The following is an 18,563-nucleotide window of genomic DNA, read 5'->3' on the forward strand; positions in this document are numbered from 1 at the left end:
TTACCAATGGCGAAGAAACCCAAGGCTGCCACCTTTATCAAAGACCCGCTCTGGTACAAGGATGCGGTGATTTATCAGGTTCACGTCAAATCCTATTTCGACTCCAACAACGATGGCATCGGTGACTTTCCCGGGCTGATCGCCAAGCTCGATTACATCGCCGACCTGGGCGTAAACACCATCTGGCTGTTGCCGTTCTACCCCTCGCCACGCCGTGACGACGGCTATGACATCGCCGAGTACCGTGGCGTGCACAGCGACTACGGGACCATGGCCGATGCCAAGCGGTTTATTGCCGAAGCCCACCAACGCGGCCTGCGGGTCATCACCGAACTGGTGATCAACCACACCTCCGACCAGCATCCCTGGTTCCAGCGTGCGCGCAAGGCCAAGCCAGGTTCAGCCGCGCGCGACTTCTATGTGTGGTCCGATGACGACCAGAAATACGACGGCACCCGCATCATCTTTCTCGACACCGAAAAATCCAACTGGACCTGGGATCCGGTCGCCGGCCAGTACTTCTGGCACCGGTTCTATTCTCACCAGCCAGACCTTAACTTCGACAACCCGCAGGTGATGAAGGCGGTGCTGTCGGTGATGCGTTATTGGCTGGACATGGGCATCGATGGCCTGCGCCTGGACGCCATTCCGTACCTGATCGAACGCGACGGTACCAATAACGAAAACCTCCCGGAAACCCACGACGTCCTCAAGCAGATCCGTGCCGAGATCGACGCGCATTACCCCGACCGCATGCTGCTCGCCGAAGCCAACCAATGGCCGGAAGACACGCAGCTGTACTTCGGTGACAAAAAGGGTGACGACGGCGATGAATGCCACATGGCGTTCCACTTCCCGCTGATGCCGCGCATGTACATGGCGCTGGCCCAGGAAGATCGCTTCCCGATCACCGATATTTTGCGCCAGACCCCGGAGATTCCCGCCAATTGCCAGTGGGCGATCTTCCTGCGCAACCACGATGAATTGACCCTGGAAATGGTCACCGACAAAGAACGTGACTACCTGTGGAATTACTACGCCGCCGACCGTCGCGCGCGGATCAACCTGGGTATTCGTCGACGCCTGGCGCCGCTGATGGAGCGTGATCGCCGCCGTGTCGAACTGCTCAATAGCCTGCTGCTGTCGATGCCGGGCACGCCGACCCTGTATTACGGCGATGAGATCGGCATGGGCGATAACATTTATCTGGGCGACCGCGACGGCGTGCGTACGCCGATGCAGTGGTCCATCGACCGTAACGGCGGCTTTTCCCGCGCCGACCCGGCGAGCCTGGTGCTGCCGCCGATCATGGACCCGCTTTACGGCTACCAGTCGGTCAACGTCGAAACCCAGGCTCAGGACCCGCACTCGTTGCTGAACTGGACCCGGCGCATGCTCGCGGTGCGCAAGCAGTCCAAGGCCTTTGGCCGTGGCAGCTTGAAAATGCTCTCGCCGAGCAACCGCCGCATCCTGGCCTACACCCGTGAATTCACCGGCGAAGACGGCCGCACGGAAATCATCCTGTGCGTGGCCAACGTGTCACGCAGTGCCCAGGCCGCCGAACTGGACCTGTCGGCGTTCGCCGGCATGGTGCCGGTGGAGATGCTCGGCGGGAATGCCTTCCCGCCGATTGGCCAGCTCAATTTCCTGCTGACCCTGGCGCCTTACGGTTTCTACTGGTTTGTACTGGCGGCGGAAAACCAGATGCCGAGCTGGCATGTGGAACCGGCGCAAAGCATCCCGGACTTCACCACACTGGTATTGAAAAAACGCATGGAAGAACTGCTCGAAGAACCGTGCCGCAGCACCCTGGAACAAACCTCGCTGCCCGCCTGGCTGCCCAAGCGGCGCTGGTTTGCCGGCAAGGACACCGCCATCGACAGCGTGCACATTGCTTACGGCGTGCGCTTTGGCGACCCGCAGCACCCGGTGCTGCTCAGCGAAATCGAGGTGAGCAGCGCTGGCCGGGTCAGCCGCTATCAGCTCCCGTTCGGCTTTCTCGGCGAAGACCAGCTCACCAGTGCGCTGCCCCAGCAATTGGCGCTCGCCCGTGTACGCCGTGCGCGTCAGGTCGGTTTGGTGACCGACGCCTTCAGCCTTGAGCACTTTATTCGTGCGGTGATCCATGGCCTGCAAGCCGGCACCGTGCTGAACACCGGCGAAGGTGATTTGCGCTTTGAGGCCACGCCGCATCTGGCCAAACTGCAACTGGGCGACGAGCCGCAGGTGCGCTACCTGGCTGCCGAACAGTCCAACAGTTCGGTGGTGGTAGGCGAAAGCCTGGTGCTCAAGCTCATCCGCAAAGTCAGCGCCGGCGTGCACCCGGAGCTGGAAATGAGCGCTTACCTGACCGAAGCCGGTTACCCCAATATCTCGCCGTTGCTGGGCTCGATGGTGCGTCGTGACGGTGAAGGGCAAGACAACCTGCTGATGATTGCCCAGGGCTACCTCAGCAACCAGGGCGATGCATGGGCCTGGACGCAAAACAGCCTGGAGCGGGCGATTCGCGATGAATTGGCCGAAGCCATGTCCGAACAGGAACAGCACTACAACGCCCTCGGCGAACTGCAAGACTTTGCCGGTTTGCTCGGCCAGCGCCTGGGTGAAATGCACGCGGTCTTGGCGGCAAAAACCACCAACAAAGACTTCAAGCCCGAAGTCACGAGCGTCAAGGACACCCAGGCCTGGGCCAAGGATGTGGGCGCGCAGATCGACCGCGCGCTGCACTTGCTCAAGCTTCATCAAAGTCAATTGAACCCTGCCGATCAGGCGTTGGTCAGTGAATTGCTGACGCAGAAAAAAGCCATCGGCACGCACGTTCAGGCCCTGGCGAAAGCCACGGCCGGCGGGTTGCGGATCCGGGTTCATGGTGACTTGCACCTGGGCCAGGTACTGGTGGTCAAGGGCGATGCTTACTTGATCGACTTTGAAGGCGAGCCGGCGCGGCCGCTGCATGAGCGGCGCGGCAAGCACAGCCCCTATAAAGATGTCAGTGGCGTGCTGCGCTCGTTCGATTACGCCGCCGCCATGGCCTTGAATGTGCAAGGTGTGGATCACTCGCCCGAAGCGGACATTGCCCGCAAGCGTGTGACCGACCGGTACTTGAGTGAAGCACGTCAGGCATTTACCCAGGCTTATCATCAGGCGACGTCTACACTGGCGCATGACTGGCAGGATGCCAAGGGCCAGAGCGCTGCGCTGACGTTGTTCAGCCTGGAAAAGGCCGCGTATGAAGTGGCCTACGAAGCGGAAAATCGCCCGACCTGGTTGCCGGTGCCGTTGCAAGGTTTGCACGGTCTGCTCAGCGGGCTAACACCTATATCGAAAAATGCACGCGGTGGGGAGACGTCATGAGCTTTACAAATAAAGAACCGCTGCAACCGAAACTGACTGCAATGCCGGCGTCCAAGGACGTCGAAGCACTGGTACGCGCCGAACACCATGACCCGTTCTCGATTCTCGGGCCACATGATGACGAGCACGGCGGCCAGTTCATCCGCGCGTTTCTGCCCGAAGCCCTGAGTGTTCAGGTGCTGGCGCGAGACAGCGGTGAGACGCTCGGCAACCTGGACGCCAGCCCGGTGCCAGGTTTGTTTATCGGCCACTTCAAGACACGCCAGAGCTACCTGCTGAAAATCCAGTGGGCCGGCGGCGAGCAGATCACAGAAGACCCTTACAGTTTCAGCCAGTTGCTGCTCGGTGAAATGGACTTGTACCTGTTTGCCGAAGGCAATCACCGTGACCTGAGCAGTTGCCTCGGCGCGCAAGTGACCAGCGTCGATGGCGTGCAGGGTGTGCGCTTTGCCGTGTGGGCGCCGAACGCCCGGCGCGTGTCGGTGGTGGGTGATTTCAATATCTGGGATGGCCGCCGCCATCCGATGCGGTTGCGTCATCCCTCGGGCGTCTGGGAAATCTTCATCCCGCGCCTGCAACCGGGTGCGGCCTACAAGTACGAGATTCTCGGTGCCCACGGCATCCTGCCGCTTAAGGCCGACCCGATGGCGCTGGCGACCCAGCTGCCGCCCGACACCGCCTCGAAAGTCGCTGCGCCGCTGCAGGTGGACTGGCAGGACCATGAGTGGATGCAGTCGCGCGCCGACAAGCAGAAACCCTCGGCGCCGCTGTCGATTTATGAGCTGCATGTCGGCTCCTGGCAATGCGAGCTCGACGAGGCCGGTGAAGTCTCCCGCCAGTACGGTTGGCGCGAGCTGGCCGAGCGCTTGGTGCCGTATTTGCAGCAGTTGGGCTTCACCCACGTTGAGCTGATGCCGATCATGGAGCACCCGTTCGGTGGTTCCTGGGGTTATCAAGCGTTGTCGCAGTTTGCTCCGAGCGCGCGCTTTGGCTCGCCGGAAGATTTCGGCTTCTTCGTCAACGCCCTCCATCAGGCCAATATTGGTGTGATCCTCGACTGGGTACCGGCGCATTTCCCCACCGACACCCACGGTTTGGCCCAGTTCGACGGCACCGCGCTGTACGAGTACGCCAACCCGCTGGAAGGCTTCCATCAGGATTGGGACACGCTGATCTACAACCTGGGCCGCACTGAAGTGCACGGGTTTATGCTGGCCTCGGCGTTGCACTGGCTCAAACACTTCCATATCGACGGCCTGCGCGTGGATGCCGTGGCGTCGATGCTGTATCGCGATTATTCGCGCAAAGCCGGCGAGTGGGTGCCTAACCGCCATGGCGGCCGCGAGAACCTGGAAGCCATCGACTTCCTGCGTCATTTGAACGACGTGGTGGCGCTGGAAGCACCGGGCGCACTGGTGATCGCCGAAGAATCCACCGCGTGGCCGGGTGTGAGCCAAAGCACCCAGCAGGGCGGGTTGGGCTTCAACTACAAGTGGAACATGGGCTGGATGCACGATTCGCTGCATTACATCCAGCAGGATCCGGTGTACCGCGCCCATCATCACAACGAGCTGAGTTTTGGCCTGGTGTATGCCTGGTCCGAGCGCTTTATCCTGCCGATCTCCCACGATGAAGTGGTGCACGGCAAGCATTCGCTGATCGACAAGATGCCCGGTGACCGCTGGCAGAAGTTTGCCAACCTGCGCGCATACCTGAGTTTCATGTGGATGCACCCCGGCAAGAAGCTGCTGTTCATGGGCTGCGAGTTCGGGCAGTGGCGCGAATGGAACCACGACCAGCAACTGGATTGGTACCTGCTGCAATACCCTGAACACCAGGGCGTGCAGAAACTGGTTGGCGACTTGAACCGCCTGTACCGTGAGGAACCGGCGCTGCATGAGCAGGATGATGCGCCCCAAGGCTTCCAGTGGCTGATCGGCGACGATGCGATCAACAGCGTCTATGCCTGGCTGCGCTGGAGCAAGGACGGCAAGCCGGTGCTGGTCGTCGCTAACTTCACCCCGGTGCCGCGTGAAGCCTACGCCGTTGGCGTGCCGTTTGCCGGGCGCTGGAGCGAGGTGATCAACAGCGATGCAGACATGTACGCCGGTTCCAACTACGGCAACGGTGGGGAAGTCTTCACACAGGAGGAACCACGTCATGGGCAGCCGGTGTCACTGTCGTTGAATGTGCCGCCATTGGGTGTGCTGATTCTGCGGCCGGAAACGCTTTAAGGGCGCCAAGGTGCCGGATTCTGTTGTCCGCAGTACTGGCAGGGTGCCACAATGGCGCCCTAGTCGCGGCAGTCGAAGCAGGCGTATTGAATGAACGGCCTAGAGCATGGGCAAGACCAGGATGGTTTGATAGAAGAACTGGTGCGAACCGACCGTTTGCATCTGCTGTTTCGTCAGTCCTTCGCTGCCATTTTCGGCAGTTACCTGGCCGCCGTCATGCTCTGCTGGTTGTGCTGGGACCGCTTTGACCACACCGTCATGCTGGTCTGGTTATCGGTGCTGGCAGTGACCTCGCTGCTGCGGGTGCAGATGTTCATGCAATGGTTTCGCTGCCCGAACAGCGAACGTACCCCCGACCGCTGGGAGCGCCGTTACTGGGTGACGTTGATGCTATCCGCGGGTGTGTGGGGCATTGGCGCCCTGGCGGTGATGCCCACCGACGACCGCGTCTCCCAGGTGCTGGTCATGTTGTTCACCGTGGGCATGTCGGTCAGCGCCGTCTCGTGTTATTCCGCTTACCGTTACATGACGCTGGGCTCCATGGCCCTGGTGCTGTTCCCCTGCACGCTGTGGCTGCTGTTCCAGCCCTCGTCGATGCAAGTGGGCGTGGGCGTGGCGGTGCTGGTGTTCTCGACCTTCGCGGCAAGCGCCACGCGTAAATTGGCGGATGCCCTGGAAAAAGCCTTTCGCCTGACCCGGCAGATGGAACGTGCGCACACGATTTCGACGCGCGCCGCCCAGACCGACGAACTCACTGGATTGATGAACCGCCGCGCATTCTTCGAACATGCCCAAGTGCTGTACGCGCAATGTCGCCATAACCAGCAGCCGTTGTGCGCGCTGATGATGGACATGGATCACTTCAAAGCCATCAATGACACCTACGGTCACCAGGCCGGCGACCAGGTCTTGCGCCAGATTGGCGGAGTGATCAGCGCATCGTTTCGCCAGGCTGATGTGTACGGGCGCCTCGGCGGCGAGGAGTTTGCGGTGTTGTTGCCCAATACCTCGCTGGAAACCGCACGGGACATCGCCGAGCAACTGATCAAGGCCATCTCCGGCCTCGCTGCCGAACCGGTGCAGGGCCTGACCGCCAGCCTCGGTGTGGCGACGACCCGCAGCCTCGATCAGGACCTGCACAGTCTGATGAACACCGCCGACCAGGCGCTGTATCGCGCCAAGGCCATGGGCCGTAACCAGGTGGCGATCGCGGAGTAGGCGTCAGGCGCGCTGCATCGACTTGGCCAGCACGCGTGCCACCTGGTCGGCGGAGTAGGGCTTGGCCAGGAACTCGACCCCTTCGTACCCACTGTCGGCCAATTCTTCGCTGTAGCCGGAGGTCAGCACCACCGGCAGGTCCGGCCGACGCTGGCGCAGCAGTCTGGTCATCGCCACGCCGGTCATGCCCGGCATCACCACGTCGGAGAAAATCGCGTCGAAGGCCATCACATCGGCACCGGCTAACGCGAGTGCCTGTTCGGCGTCGGTGGCCCAGGTGGTCTGGTAACCGAGGTCCTGCAGGATCTGATTGGCAAAGCGGCCCACTTCGAGGTTGTCTTCGACGATCAGAATATGCCGCTGCGCGGTGTCGTGGACCAGCGAGCCGTCCTCCTGGGGCAGGCTGGCCTGCACCGTCTCGGCTTCTGCTTCGGGCAAGTACAGGGTAAACACGCTGCCTTGCCCCAGGGTGCTGGACACGTCGACGTTACCGCTCGATTGCTTGGCGAACCCGAACACCTGCGACAAGCCAAGGCCCGTGCCTTTGCCCACCGCCTTGGTGGTAAAGAACGGCTCGAAAATGCGCTCGACAGTGTCCTCGGCAATGCCGCTGCCGGTGTCGGCCAGCGCAATCGCCACAAACGGCTGCTGTACTTGCACATCGCCACGGATCAGTGGCAACGCTGCCACCGTGGCGACGCGCAGTGTCAGGGTGCCGCGGCCGTCCATGGCATCGCGGGCATTGAGCGCGATATTGATCAGCGCGGTTTCAAACTGGCTCGGGTCAACGCGCACATAGCATGGCAGGCGGGGCAGTTCGATCTGCACAGTGATACGCGCGCCGGTCACGCTTTCAAGCATCTCACCGATGTTCTTGACCCGCTCGCACACATCGAAGACTTCCGGGTTCAACGGCTGGCGGCGGGCGAAGGCGAGCAACTGGCTGGTGAGCTTGCTGGCGCGCTCGACGGTGTCTGAAACCGCGCTCATGTAGCGTGTGCGTCGCTCTTCAGACAGGCCCGGCTGGCGCAGAAAATCCACCGAGGAGCGAATGATCGTCAGCAGGTTGTTGAAGTCATGGGCCACGCCGCCGGTCAACTGGCCGATCGCCTCGAGCTTTTGCGACTGGTGCAACGCCGCTTCAGCCTGGGTCAATGCGGCGGTGCGTTCTTCTACGCGTTGTTCCAGGGTGGCATTCAGTTCGGTGATCGCCGCTAGGCCGTCGCGTACGGCGGCATCGGCGCGCACACGTTCTATGTGTGCCCAGGAACGCTCGGTGACTTCACCCACCAGCGCCAGGTCGTACGGTGACCACAGGCGCGCGAATTTATGGTGCACGGCCATCAGTGCCGTCAGGCGCCCATCCTTGATCAACGGAAAACACACCGTCGCCGTCACGCCCAGCGACTGGTAGGCGGCGGCTTCCTCGTGGCTGAACTCCACGCGGTTGTCATTCACCACAAACGGCTCGCCTGCACGCAGGCACCTTACGGCCTGCTCGCCGAAATCCGCCAGGCTGTAACGCCCGACAATACTCGGCGAGCCCGGTGCGGCCCAGTTGTCGCGGATGGTGAAGCTGTCTTCGTCGGCTTCCATGTCGGCGTAGGCGCAGATGGACACCTGCATGTGCTCGGCGAGCAGGCGCGTGGTGAGGGTCATGATGGCTTCGGCGTCGGTGGCGTTGGCCACCGCGCTGCCAATCGCATCCAATACGGCCAGGCGACGGCTGAGGAATACCGTTGCGGTGGTTTCGGTGACGGTATTGAGCATGCCCACGACCGCGCCCAGCGGGTCGCGCACAGGGCTGTAGCAAAACGTGAAATACGATTGCTCCGGGCCGTTGCCACGTTCAATCACCAGCGGGTAATTCTCGACATAGGTCGCGTGCCCTTCAAAGGCCGCGTGGGCGATGGGGCTTACTTCATCCCAGACTTCGCGCCAGGTTTCACTGAAAGGACGGCCCAACGAGTAGGGTTTATCGCCAAGAATGGGGACAAACGCATCGTTGTAGAGCGTGATCAAGTGTGGCCCCCAACTGATGGACTGGGGGAAGCTTGAGGCAAAGCACAGCGCGACCGTTGTTTTGAGTACGTCGGGCCAGTGTTCCAGCGGACCCAATGGTGTACTCGCCCAATCATGCTGACGCACGCGTTCGGCCATGTCGCTGCTGCCTTGCAGCCAATTCATCATTGGGAGAACACCTTGTTTGCCAGAGTCTTCAGCGCGCCTGAACATTCATGGCGCCCAGCTACAGACACAGTTGATCGTCAGCAGTTCAGCGCAATTATCGGCTAGATGGCACCTTGATTTCCTACGCGTTTGAACAGGCTTGCTTCGGCCGGGTTGGGCGCTTGCCCAACCGCTATTGCGTGCCGAACAAACCGGTCCAGTAAATGCCCGCATCACTCTTAGGGTCCATCGCATAAGCGGCGCCCAACTCGCGAAATTGCGGGTTCATCAGGTTGGCGCAATGCCCTGGGCTGGCGAGCCAGCCATCCACCACCTTGCGCGGCGTGTCGAGGCCGGCGGCGATGTTCTCGCCGATATTTTTCGCGATATAGCCTGCCAGTTCGGCGCGATCACCCGGGGTGCGGCCGTCGTGGTCCAGGTGGTCGAAGAAGTTGCCGTTGGCCATATTGCGCGTGTGGCTGTTGGCGGCGCTGGCCAGGTCGTCGTTCCAAGACAATGGCGTGGTCGCGGCAAATGCCTGGGTACCGCACTGGCGCGGCTGTTCACGGGCGGCGTTGATCAGGTTGAGCAGCTGCCGGCCTTCGGTCTGCCAATCACCCAAACCGCTGGAAAGCAGCGGGCGGGCAAGCACAATGCGCCAGTCCTCGCCGCTGTTGCTCACGCCGATGTCGACAAATTGCGGGTCCAGCACCACGCGGCAGAAACTTTCCCGCACCGCCTTCATGGCCGCCTGGGCATCCTTGGGCCCCGACAGGCTGATGGCTTGCACGTTGACCATCGGGTACGCAGCCCGCGCGAGCGCTTGCTGCAAATCGCCGACATTGGTGGCCGGCAGCACCAGCCGCGTGTCGCTGGCCAGCGGTGGCAGTTCCTGTGAACCCTGGTCACCGCAGCGCTGCACCTGGCTGCGGTACTGGTTGATCTGTTGCACCAACTGACTTTCTTCATTCGCCATCGCGCTGGCGCAGAACGCCAGACTGGCGGCCAGCGTCGTAAGACCCATCATCAATGACAGAACGCGCATGGACGTTACCCTTGAGCTTGAAAGTGCCCATGATGCGCGATGTAACCCGGTCTGGCGCAACGCCTTTTTTGTTTTTTTGCCTCAACGGGTGTTCTGCGGGCCGTTCACGGCGCTGTGGCGGCGCCAGGCAAAGCGGCTTGCAAGGATGATCAAGACCAGTGCCACGGCAAAGGTCACGTGCAGGCCATTAGCCACGGTTTGCGCGGTTGCATGGGTGACATCGGGGCTGGCCCAGGCAAATACTGCGCCCAGGCCCGAGGTGCCGACTGATCGCCTGCGTGCCCAAACGCTACACCGCCCACCAGCGCGATGGGCTGTACAGCGTTGCGCTGCCGCTGACGCTTGCGTCGTTTACCGTGGCCATGCTCTGGCACCCGCGGCTGGATGCCGACCTGGCCCACCGCTGGTTGCGCGGTTGTTTGCGCGAGGTGTGCGGGCAATGAACCGGTCGCAGCAGGTACAATCGCCGCTGCCTTGACGCGAAACCCCAGGAATTTGCATGTTCAGCCTTACCCGCTACACCGCGCCGTGCCCCGAGCCGATCAACAGCCAGATCCTGCAGATGGTGGTGGATAACCTCACCGACATCAGCAGCGTCGCGCTGCCGCCCAGCAACCTGCTCTACAACATTTACCAGTACACCACCGGCTTTGAGGTGCACCTGTACCTGCAAGCGCTGGATGGCTCGAAGGGCATCGCTGTTGAACTGGTGGTGGCGATGGATGAGGACACGCTGGTCGGCTTTTGCCTCTATCTGCCGGTGAAAGACGACCCGCAAGCCTGCGGTATCGCGTTCATGGCGGTGCAGGCGGGTAGGCGCCGCCAGGGTGTGGCGCGCGCAATGATGCAGGACGTGCTGGCGCGTTATCCCCACGCCGAGTTGGCGTGTGCCGTAGAAAAGGTCCCGGCGTTCACGGCCATGGGCTTTCAGGTACGCGGTGCGCGCGACACGCAGGTGCTGATGAACACGCGCGATTACGGCACTGACGGCCTGATGGGCGTGCTCGACGTGGCGGCGATCTATCGCTCGCTGGAGGTGCGGCAGATTCATACCTACCTGCTGCAAAAACACGGCAAGCGCGCGATGGTGGATGCGGAAAAACAGCGCGACCGGCATCTCGATCAGCTGGCGCGCAAGGTTCAGCTATATGTGAATGAGCACTTGGCGTGAAACGGCCAACCGGTGGCGAAAGCGCTTTCCCTTGCCACCGGTACGCTGTATTGGCCTCAAACCTTACGGCTTGGCCAGGTTCCAGTTACCGCCAACGCCGTCACCGGTGATGTCGCCCGGCTTGCTGTCCTTGACCCAGGTGTACAGCGCCTGGCCTTTGTAGGCCCATTGTTTGCAGCCGTCGTCGCGGGTGATCACGCTGTAGCCGTCGGCGCCTTTCGCCGCGGCCTGGGCAGTGAACGCGGGCCAGTTGGCCAGGCACTGGCCGTTGCACGCCGATTTGCCGGCGCTGTCTTTGGCGAAGGTGTAAAGGGTCATCCCCTGGCTGTCCACCAGCACTTTGCCCTTGGTGCTGTCGGCCACCTTGGCCGGGGCGGCGAACGCCGTGGAAGCCGCACAGGCAATCAGGACGGCAGCAGCGAGGGAGAGTTTTTTCAGCATGACGAGCTCCTGGGGGTTTTTGGATTTGGGTACCGGCCTTGTGCTGTATTCACAAGCCGTACTCAGGTAAACACCCGTCGCGACGCTTTATTCCTGCGGCGCAAATAATGATTTACTCGCGGCTGCGATTGACCATGCCCAGGATCGTCGCGAGCAACTCCTGCTGCGCCTCATCGCGGCTGATCTCGCCGCTGGCTGCCGCCTGGGACAGCGCCTCCGCCGCGCCGAGCATTGCCCGCAAGCCGGCTTGCGACACGGTGGCGCCGGGTGCAAACGGCGCCAGGGCGTCGCGGCACTTGTCGAGAAAGATCGCCTCGTATTTGCGCTTGAGGGTTTCCAGTTCCGGCGAACTGCTCAACGCGGCAATGACCCCCGGAATTTCCCGCCCCTGCAGCAACACACAATCGACATAGCACGCGGCGATCACCTGCGCGCGGTCATCGAGTGTCTCGCCACTGCTGTCGAGGGCTTCGGCAAACAGCTGGTTCTGGCGCCCGTCGAAATCTTCGTACAGCGCGGCGAGCAAGCCTGCGCGGGTGACGAAGTGGTCATAGACCACCGGCTTGGTGACGCCCGCCAGTTCCGCGAGACGGCCCAGGGTCAGCGCTTCGGTGCCTTCCTCGCGCACCAGTTGCCAGGCCACATCGAGCAGTTGGCGCAGACGATCTTCGCGCGCAAGGCGCCGGCGTGGGGCAGGGGATTCAGTGCTTGACATGCTTATATACCAAAAGTAACTTGATGGAGTAACTTACTAAAAGTAGTTTAGCCCAGCCTAAACGCAAAGGGAGTCAATGTCATGCATGCTCTGATCGTTATTGCTCATCACGACCCGCAATCGCTCACCCACAGCCTCGCCGCGCAAGTGGCGGCAGGGCTCACCGAGGCCGGCCACACGTTCGAGATCGCCGACCTCGCCGCCGAAGGTTTCGACCCGCGCTACACCGCTGCCGACCACCGCGTGCACCGCAGCCGTGCCACGCCACCGGCCGACATCCTCGCTGAACAAGCACGCATCGACCGCGCCGACGCGCTGGTCATGGTGTTCCCGATCTACTGGTGGTCGCTGCCGGCCTTGCTCAAAGGCTGGGTCGACCGCGTGTTCGTCAACGGCTGGGCCATCGACTACGGTCCCGATACGCCGGTGGTGAAAAAACTGCGGCACTTGCAGGTGCACCTGCTGGCGGTCGGTGCAGCCGATGAAAGCGCATTTGATCGCCACGGCTATGCCAAGGCGATGCGCACGCAAATTGACTACGGGATTTTTGATTATTGCGGTGCTCAGGTGGTGACGTCCGAGTTGCTGCTGGAATCCGAGAGCGGGGGGGCGCAAGCGCATTTACAGGCGGCGAAGGTCGTGGGGCTGGGCCTGTTTGAGGACGAAACCGTAGCCGGGTGATTCAACCTTCGCGAAACAGGTCATGGGCATCGAGCAAGCGGTAGGCAATCTCCGGGCGTTTTTCCATGCCGCGACGAATCGCTGCAGGAATCGATTGCCGGGTCTTGCGACACATGCCCGGCAGGTCGTCGATGACGATCTGAATCCCGCGCATGCTTTTGACCTCGGTGTGCCCCGGTGCGACATGCACGCGGATGCCCAATTGCTCGTACATCCGCTGTTGCATGTGTTCGAGGTCTTGCAGGCTTTTGAGGTCTTCGAGGCGCTCGAGCAGGCGTTTTTCTTCCTGGCGTGTCAGGTGAAGAATGCGCAGGTCGGCGTCGGGCGCTTGCAGCAGTTGCTCACGCTCGCACACGCAGGCGCCGGGTGGGCAGGGCGGGCGAATCGTCATGTGCATTCCCTCCCCATTCCGACGCCGCTGCTTCAGTAGCTCAGTGCGACCCCAAGACTGCCCAAGGCCTTCCAGTACTCAGGATAGGTCTTGGCCACGCAGTCCGGGTCTTGAATACGGATCCCCGAAACTTTCAACCCGGCAAGCGCAAAGCACATGGCGATGCGGTGGTCGGCGTGGGTGTCGATCAGCGCGTTGCACGTGGTGCCGGCCAATGCAGGGTCGCTGGCGACCAGCAGGTCATCGCCTTCGATGGTGGCCAGGCCGGGGCGAATTTCGTTTAGGCCATCGTGCAGCGCCTGCACCCGGTCACATTCCTTTACGCGCAGGTTGGCCAGTTCAGTGAAGCGCACCGGGGTGTTATTGAAAGCGGCCAAGACTGCCAGGGTCGGGATAGCGTCCTGCATCTGCGAGCCGACCACGTTGGCCTGCATGTTCGGGAACTGGGCGATCAGAGCCTGGGCCTTGGCGTCCGGCTGAGTGAAGTCCTGCGCCGCCACGCCGATGTCGATGCGCCCGCCGGTCAACACTTCAGCGGCCCACAGGTACGTTGCAGCGGAGGCATCGGGTTCGATCAGGTAGTCATGGGCGGTGTAGCCGGTGGGGGCGACGCGCCAGGTGGTGTCGTCGACCACTTCGACCTGTGCGCCAAAGGCACGCATGCAGTCCAGGGTCAGGTCCACGTAGCCACGGGCGCCGATGTCCTTGCCGGTCAGTGCCACTTCAATCGGCGCTTCGCCGCAGGCGGCAAGCATGAGCAAGGCCGACACGTACTGGCTGGATAAACCGCCGTCGATTTCAAAGCGTTTGGCCTGGACCTTGCCCACGCCGTGCACGGTCACCGGCGGGCAACCCGTGGGGCTGTCGACGCGGATGCCGTTCTGGCCAAGGGTGGCCAGCAGCGGGCCGATCGGGCGTTTTTGCATGTAGTCGTCGCCGTCCAATACCACGGTGCCTTCGACCGTTGCCACGGCTGCCGTGAGAAAACGCATCGCGGTGCCGGCATTGCCGAGGAACAACGGCTGCGCGGGCAATTGCAGTTTGCCGGAGCCGGTGACCACGAAGGTGGTGTCATCCGGCTCATCGATGGTCACGCCCATCTGGCGCAGGGCCACCGACATGTGGCGGGTGTCATCGCTTTTCAGCGCACCGCTCAAACGGCTGGTGCCCTTGGCCAGCGCCGCCAGCAACAGGGCGCGGTTGGTAATGGATTTGGAGCCGGGAGGAGCGACCTTGCCGTTCAGGGGGAAATTGGGCGGTGTAACGGTCACGGTTTTCTGCGAACTCAAGGTACAAGGCTCCTGATCAAGGCAAGGTGGTGTGGAGTGGCCGACGGGCGGACCCGAATAATCAGCCAAACACGCCACGCTTGTCGAGCAGGGATCGTTGTACGGCGCGTATTACGGCGTGATCCACTTGCGGACAGGGCGTGTAGCCTTGCTGCCCTTAGCCGGGTAGGACAAGCAACCCTCGCGGTGCAGGACAACAGCCTTTACTCCGCGAAACGGCGTCGCTGTACGAATGTTCCGAAAGAAGCATCGACTGGACAATAAAACCCACCGCGGTAAGTTCGAGGCACGCCCCATGACGGGGCACTTTCAATCAAGGAGTGAATGAAATGAACAAACCTCAGACGCAACTCAGACACGGCCGTGTCGTGACCCCCGCCAGCCGAGGCTCGGTGGCCGTGGAACGTGGGCTGCTGGGCAACTGGCAGGTCAACGAAATGGAAGGCGGCAAGAACTTCCCGGCACTCACCGCCGGGCCTTTCCCTGCGCCTTATCAAACCGATGATCAAAGCGTCACGCCGCCGGCCGACGGGCACATCCTGAGCGGCGGCAAAACCGACGAGCGCGATTGCCTCAACTTCACCGACGAGGAAATGAGCAAAAAGCTCAACACCCCGTTCACTTGGCCATTGCTCAATGTCGAGGCCGGCCAGGTGTTCAAGGTGCAGTGGGAATACACCGCTGCCCACGTCACCCGGGGTTATCGCTGGCTCATCACCAAGGATGCCTGGGACCCCAAGCAGCGCATCAGCCGCGCCCAGCTTGAGGCAAAGCCATTCTTTGAAGACTTCTACACCCAGGTGCCGTATTACCAGCACGCCGATGAGATGAAAGCCAAGGTCGAACACCAGGTGACCTTGCCCAAGGGCAAAAAGGGTCGCCACGTGGTGGTGTTGATGTGGATCGTGGCCAACACCGGCAACGCCTTCTATCAGGCGTTTGACCTGGACTTCAAATAAGCCCGGCTCAGCGTTTGCTCAACCAGTAATCATGTAGCGCCCGCGCAGCCGGTTCGATTGCGCTGACCCGCTGTTGATGGGCGTTTACATCCAGGTCCGCCGGCAATTCGAAGTTGTCCTGCTCGGCGCACCAGGAAATTTTCTCCAGTTGCCCGGCCAGTTCGGCGGGCAATTCGGGCCAGTGGCCGATCGCGGCGCCACGGATATAGCCAAAGCACCATTCCTCCGCCAGGGTGACGACGTGGCCCTGATGCTCCGTGTCATCAAAGCGAGCCTTGAAGGCTTGCGCGTCGGTTGCCAGCTGCGCGGCCAGGGTATTCATATGGCGCACGCACAGTTCGAGAAAACGTTGGGCCTCTTCCACACTTTCCCAGTCCGGGTTCTGCCCACCCCAGATCGCCGGAAACCACTCAGCGACGTCCACTTGCGCCGGGCTTGAGACCAGCGCAGTGAAGTAGCCGTCGAGTTCGGCCAGGTTCAGCACCGAGTGATCGTCGCCGTACTTGAGCAGGGTTTCTTCGATGAATTCGAAATCGGCGGGGGCGAGGGGTTGGGCGTGCATGGCAATTCCTTTGAGCGTCGAGCGCCGCTTTGGGGCGGCTTAAAGCGCGAAGGATGGCGCTTAGGCGGGCTTTTTTCCAGCGTTTTCCCAGCGCGCAAGCAGTTTGCTCACGCACAGCGAGCCGACCACCGCCAGGATGATCGGCACCAGAAAGTCATGGTCGATCCGGGTAAATTCCGCCACCAGCACAATTGCCGTCAGCGGCATGCTCATGCTCGCCGCCAGGAACGCCGCTGCGCCGATGATCGCAAACGCGCCCAGTGGCACGCCGGGCCACGCCAGGCTCCAGGCGCCGCCAAGGATGATCGCCAGCAGCGCGCCATTGGCCAGGGCCGGGGTCAGCAGCCCGCCTTCGGCCCCTGCGCGCAGGCTGCTGGCCGTGATCAGCACTTTGACCAGCAGCAGGATGGCGGCCAGGCCGATTGTCAGTTCATTGTCGAAACCCAGTTGCGCCGGGCCCTTGCCGTTGCCGAGGATCTGCGGCAGCAGCATGGCCAGCCCACCGATGAGGGTGAAGTTGAGCAACGCCAGCACCGGCAAACGCCAGCCGCGCGCGGCGTTTGCCCTGGCGGCACCGGTAAAGCGGCTGAAACCGTAGGCCGCCACGCCAAACACCGGGCCACACGCCACGGCCCAGGCGATCAACGTCGGGCTCAGCAGAAAATGCGGCACCACGTATTGCGACTCTGCGCCAAGGCCGATCCACGCCACCGAAGCCCCAATCGCCGACGTTGCCAACGCAATCACCGCCGCTGGCCAGCTGAATGCGCCGACCAGCACTTCCAGCACAAACACCGCGCCGCCCAACGGCACGTTGTACACCGCCGCCAGGCCCGCACCCGCGCCGCAGGCGACGATCAGCCGATGCATCGACGGTTCCAGTCGCGCCCGTTGCGCTAACCATGTGGCCGCCAGCGCACCGACTTCACGCGGCGCCACTTCACGCCCCAGCGGCGAGCCGAGGGCCACGGTGATGATTTGCAGGATGGCGTGGGCGAGGGTGGTCTTGGGCGGCATGATCGGCATCTTTTCGCCAACCGCCTGCTTGATGCTCACCAGCGGGCGGCCGTAGCGATAAATCGTCCACCAGCCCACACCCGCAACCAGGCCGCACATGACCAACACCAGTAACCGACGCTGCGGCGCAGCTGCGGTTACGCCCAAAAGAAAGGTTTCATGGCTGATCAGGCTGTCGAGGCTGTAGCCGTACGCCAGGTGCTGAATGGCGTGCAGCAGCAACGCCAGGAGCATCCCGCCAAGCCCGGCGCCAATGCCAGTCAGCACGACCACCAGGGCCAGAATCAACGATGAGCGAAACGTGGTCGGCATAGATGGCTCCAGGAAATGGCCCAGATTGTATAGCCGATAAAGTCGCGTCCCTGGGTGAAATGTATCGGCAGGCCATGAACCGCGGCCCCACAACATTTCATTACGTTTGCCAGTCCCGTTTTTGGCCGATGCGCCGCCGCGCTCCCTTGTTATAGTTCGGCCCTTATCACTCGCCAGTCAGGGATCACTGCCATGTCCGAATACCAAGCTTTCGTCGTCGAGCTCAGCGGCAACGTCGCCCATGTGCAGATCAACCGCCCGGAAAAGATCAACGCGATGAACGCGGCGTTCTGGACCGAAATCATCGACATTTTTCAATGGATCGAAGACACCGACGCCGTGCGCGCCGTGGTACTCAGCGGCGCCGGCAAGCATTTTTCTTCCGGCATCGACCTGATGCTGCTGGCCTCGGTGGCCAACGAGTTCGGCAAGGACGTGGGCCGCAATGCGCGCTTGTTGCGCCGCAAGATCCTCGAGCTGCAAGCCTCGTTCAACGCCGTCGACAATTGCCGAAAACCGGTGCTGGCGGCGATCCACGGCTACTGCATCGGCGGCGCCATCGACTTGATCAGTGCCTGCGACATGCGCTACGCCGCCGAAGACGCGCAGTTCTCGATCAAGGAAATCGACATCGGCATGGCCGCCGACGTGGGCACCCTGCAGCGCCTGCCGCGCATTGTCGGCGACGGCATGCTGCGTGAACTGGCTTACACCGGCCGCCAGTTCGGGGCTGAGGAAGCGCGCAGCATCGGCCTGGTCAATCGCGTGTATGCGGACCATGCAAGCCTGTTGGCCGGCGTGATGGACATTGCCCAGCAAATTGCCGCCAAGTCGCCGATTGCCGTGACCGGCACCAAGGCGATGATCAGCTACATGCGTGACCATACGGTCAATGATGGTCTGGAATACGTTGCCACCTGGAACTCGGCTATGTTGCAATCCAACGACCTGCGCGTGGCCATCGCGGCCCATATGAGTAAGCAGAAACCCGAATTCGTGGATTGA

Annotated in this window: 16 protein-coding genes; 8 read left to right on the forward strand and 8 right to left on the reverse strand. The window is 61.9% G+C overall.

Annotated elements, in window-relative coordinates:
• Positions 1-6 precede the first annotated feature (6 nt).
• From treS to AB5I78_RS13340, 3 genes are all read left to right on the forward strand, one after another.
• Positions 7-3,354 (forward strand): maltose alpha-D-glucosyltransferase, encoded by a 3,348-nt coding sequence (gene treS / locus AB5I78_RS13330; RefSeq protein WP_369302300.1) that lies wholly within the window; start codon positions 7-9, stop codon positions 3,352-3,354.
• Positions 3,351-5,588, forward strand: a complete 2,238-nt coding sequence (gene glgB, locus AB5I78_RS13335) for a 1,4-alpha-glucan branching protein GlgB (protein ID WP_369302299.1) — start codon at positions 3,351-3,353, stop codon at positions 5,586-5,588. The genes treS and glgB overlap by 4 nt, the downstream gene beginning before the upstream one ends.
• Positions 5,589-5,678: 90 nt before the next feature.
• Entirely contained in the window at positions 5,679-6,806 is a 1,128-nt protein-coding gene (locus tag AB5I78_RS13340; protein ID WP_369302298.1) for a diguanylate cyclase, read from the forward strand.
• A 3-nt stretch (positions 6,807-6,809) separates the two neighbouring features.
• On the opposite strand, the gene AB5I78_RS13345 is transcribed toward AB5I78_RS13340, so the two are convergent.
• Both AB5I78_RS13345 and AB5I78_RS13350 read right to left on the reverse strand, forming a co-directional pair.
• A complete protein-coding gene (locus AB5I78_RS13345) occupies positions 6,810-8,996 on the reverse strand; it encodes a response regulator (protein WP_369302297.1) in 2,187 nt (728 codons plus the stop codon).
• A 172-nt stretch (positions 8,997-9,168) separates the two neighbouring features.
• Positions 9,169-10,020 carry a CAP domain-containing protein gene (locus AB5I78_RS13350; RefSeq protein ID WP_145165639.1) on the reverse strand — a complete coding sequence of 284 codons (852 nt, stop codon included), beginning with the start codon at positions 10,018-10,020 and terminating at the stop codon, positions 9,169-9,171.
• 278 nt (positions 10,021-10,298) lie between these two features.
• Here AB5I78_RS13350 and AB5I78_RS13355 point away from each other — a divergent pair, with 278 nt between their 5' ends.
• Positions 10,299-10,463 (forward strand): hypothetical protein, encoded by a 165-nt coding sequence (locus AB5I78_RS13355; protein ID WP_370004634.1) that lies wholly within the window; start codon positions 10,299-10,301, stop codon positions 10,461-10,463.
• Between the two features lie 56 nt (positions 10,464-10,519).
• Positions 10,520-11,191 carry a GNAT family N-acetyltransferase gene (locus tag AB5I78_RS13360; protein ID WP_369302296.1) on the forward strand — a complete coding sequence of 224 codons (672 nt, stop codon included), beginning with the start codon at positions 10,520-10,522 and terminating at the stop codon, positions 11,189-11,191.
• A 63-nt stretch (positions 11,192-11,254) separates the two neighbouring features.
• Here AB5I78_RS13360 and AB5I78_RS13365 read toward each other — a convergent pair whose 3' ends face one another.
• Together AB5I78_RS13365 and AB5I78_RS13370 are read right to left on the reverse strand one after the other, a co-directional pair.
• Positions 11,255-11,632: a hypothetical protein gene (locus AB5I78_RS13365; protein ID WP_369302295.1), complete on the reverse strand. Its 378-nt coding sequence runs from the start codon at positions 11,630-11,632 to the stop codon at positions 11,255-11,257.
• Between the two features lie 112 nt (positions 11,633-11,744).
• Positions 11,745-12,347 (reverse strand): TetR/AcrR family transcriptional regulator, encoded by a 603-nt coding sequence (locus tag AB5I78_RS13370; RefSeq protein ID WP_369302294.1) that lies wholly within the window; start codon positions 12,345-12,347, stop codon positions 11,745-11,747.
• Between the two features lie 81 nt (positions 12,348-12,428).
• Between AB5I78_RS13370 and AB5I78_RS13375 the strand changes: the two genes are divergently transcribed.
• Positions 12,429-13,028, forward strand: a complete 600-nt coding sequence (locus AB5I78_RS13375) for an NAD(P)H-dependent oxidoreductase (RefSeq protein WP_369302293.1) — start codon at positions 12,429-12,431, stop codon at positions 13,026-13,028.
• A 1-nt stretch (position 13,029) separates the two neighbouring features.
• On the opposite strand, the gene AB5I78_RS13380 is transcribed toward AB5I78_RS13375, so the two are convergent.
• Positions 13,030-13,419 (reverse strand): hypothetical protein, encoded by a 390-nt coding sequence (locus tag AB5I78_RS13380; RefSeq protein WP_145165634.1) that lies wholly within the window; start codon positions 13,417-13,419, stop codon positions 13,030-13,032.
• A gap of 32 nt (positions 13,420-13,451) precedes the next feature.
• Positions 13,452-14,708, reverse strand: a complete 1,257-nt coding sequence (aroA, locus tag AB5I78_RS13385) for a 3-phosphoshikimate 1-carboxyvinyltransferase (protein ID WP_369302292.1) — start codon at positions 14,706-14,708, stop codon at positions 13,452-13,454.
• 329 nt (positions 14,709-15,037) lie between these two features.
• Between aroA and AB5I78_RS13390 the strand changes: the two genes are divergently transcribed.
• On the forward strand, positions 15,038-15,667 hold the full coding sequence (locus tag AB5I78_RS13390; RefSeq protein WP_369302291.1) for a lytic polysaccharide monooxygenase auxiliary activity family 9 protein: 630 nt from the start codon (positions 15,038-15,040) through the stop codon (positions 15,665-15,667).
• A 7-nt stretch (positions 15,668-15,674) separates the two neighbouring features.
• Here the strand turns inward: AB5I78_RS13390 and AB5I78_RS13395 are convergent, their stop codons facing one another.
• Together AB5I78_RS13395 and AB5I78_RS13400 are read right to left on the reverse strand one after the other, a co-directional pair.
• Positions 15,675-16,229: a UPF0149 family protein gene (locus tag AB5I78_RS13395; RefSeq protein ID WP_369302290.1), complete on the reverse strand. Its 555-nt coding sequence runs from the start codon at positions 16,227-16,229 to the stop codon at positions 15,675-15,677.
• A gap of 60 nt (positions 16,230-16,289) precedes the next feature.
• Positions 16,290-17,558: a chloride channel protein gene (locus tag AB5I78_RS13400; protein WP_369302289.1), complete on the reverse strand. Its 1,269-nt coding sequence runs from the start codon at positions 17,556-17,558 to the stop codon at positions 16,290-16,292.
• A 192-nt stretch (positions 17,559-17,750) separates the two neighbouring features.
• Between AB5I78_RS13400 and AB5I78_RS13405 the strand changes: the two genes are divergently transcribed.
• Positions 17,751-18,563 (forward strand): crotonase/enoyl-CoA hydratase family protein, encoded by an 813-nt coding sequence (locus AB5I78_RS13405; protein ID WP_369302288.1) that lies wholly within the window; start codon positions 17,751-17,753, stop codon positions 18,561-18,563.

It is taken from the genome of Pseudomonas sp. N2-3-1-14 (assembly GCF_041228395.1).
Taxonomy (GTDB): Bacteria; Pseudomonadota; Gammaproteobacteria; order Pseudomonadales; family Pseudomonadaceae; genus Aquipseudomonas.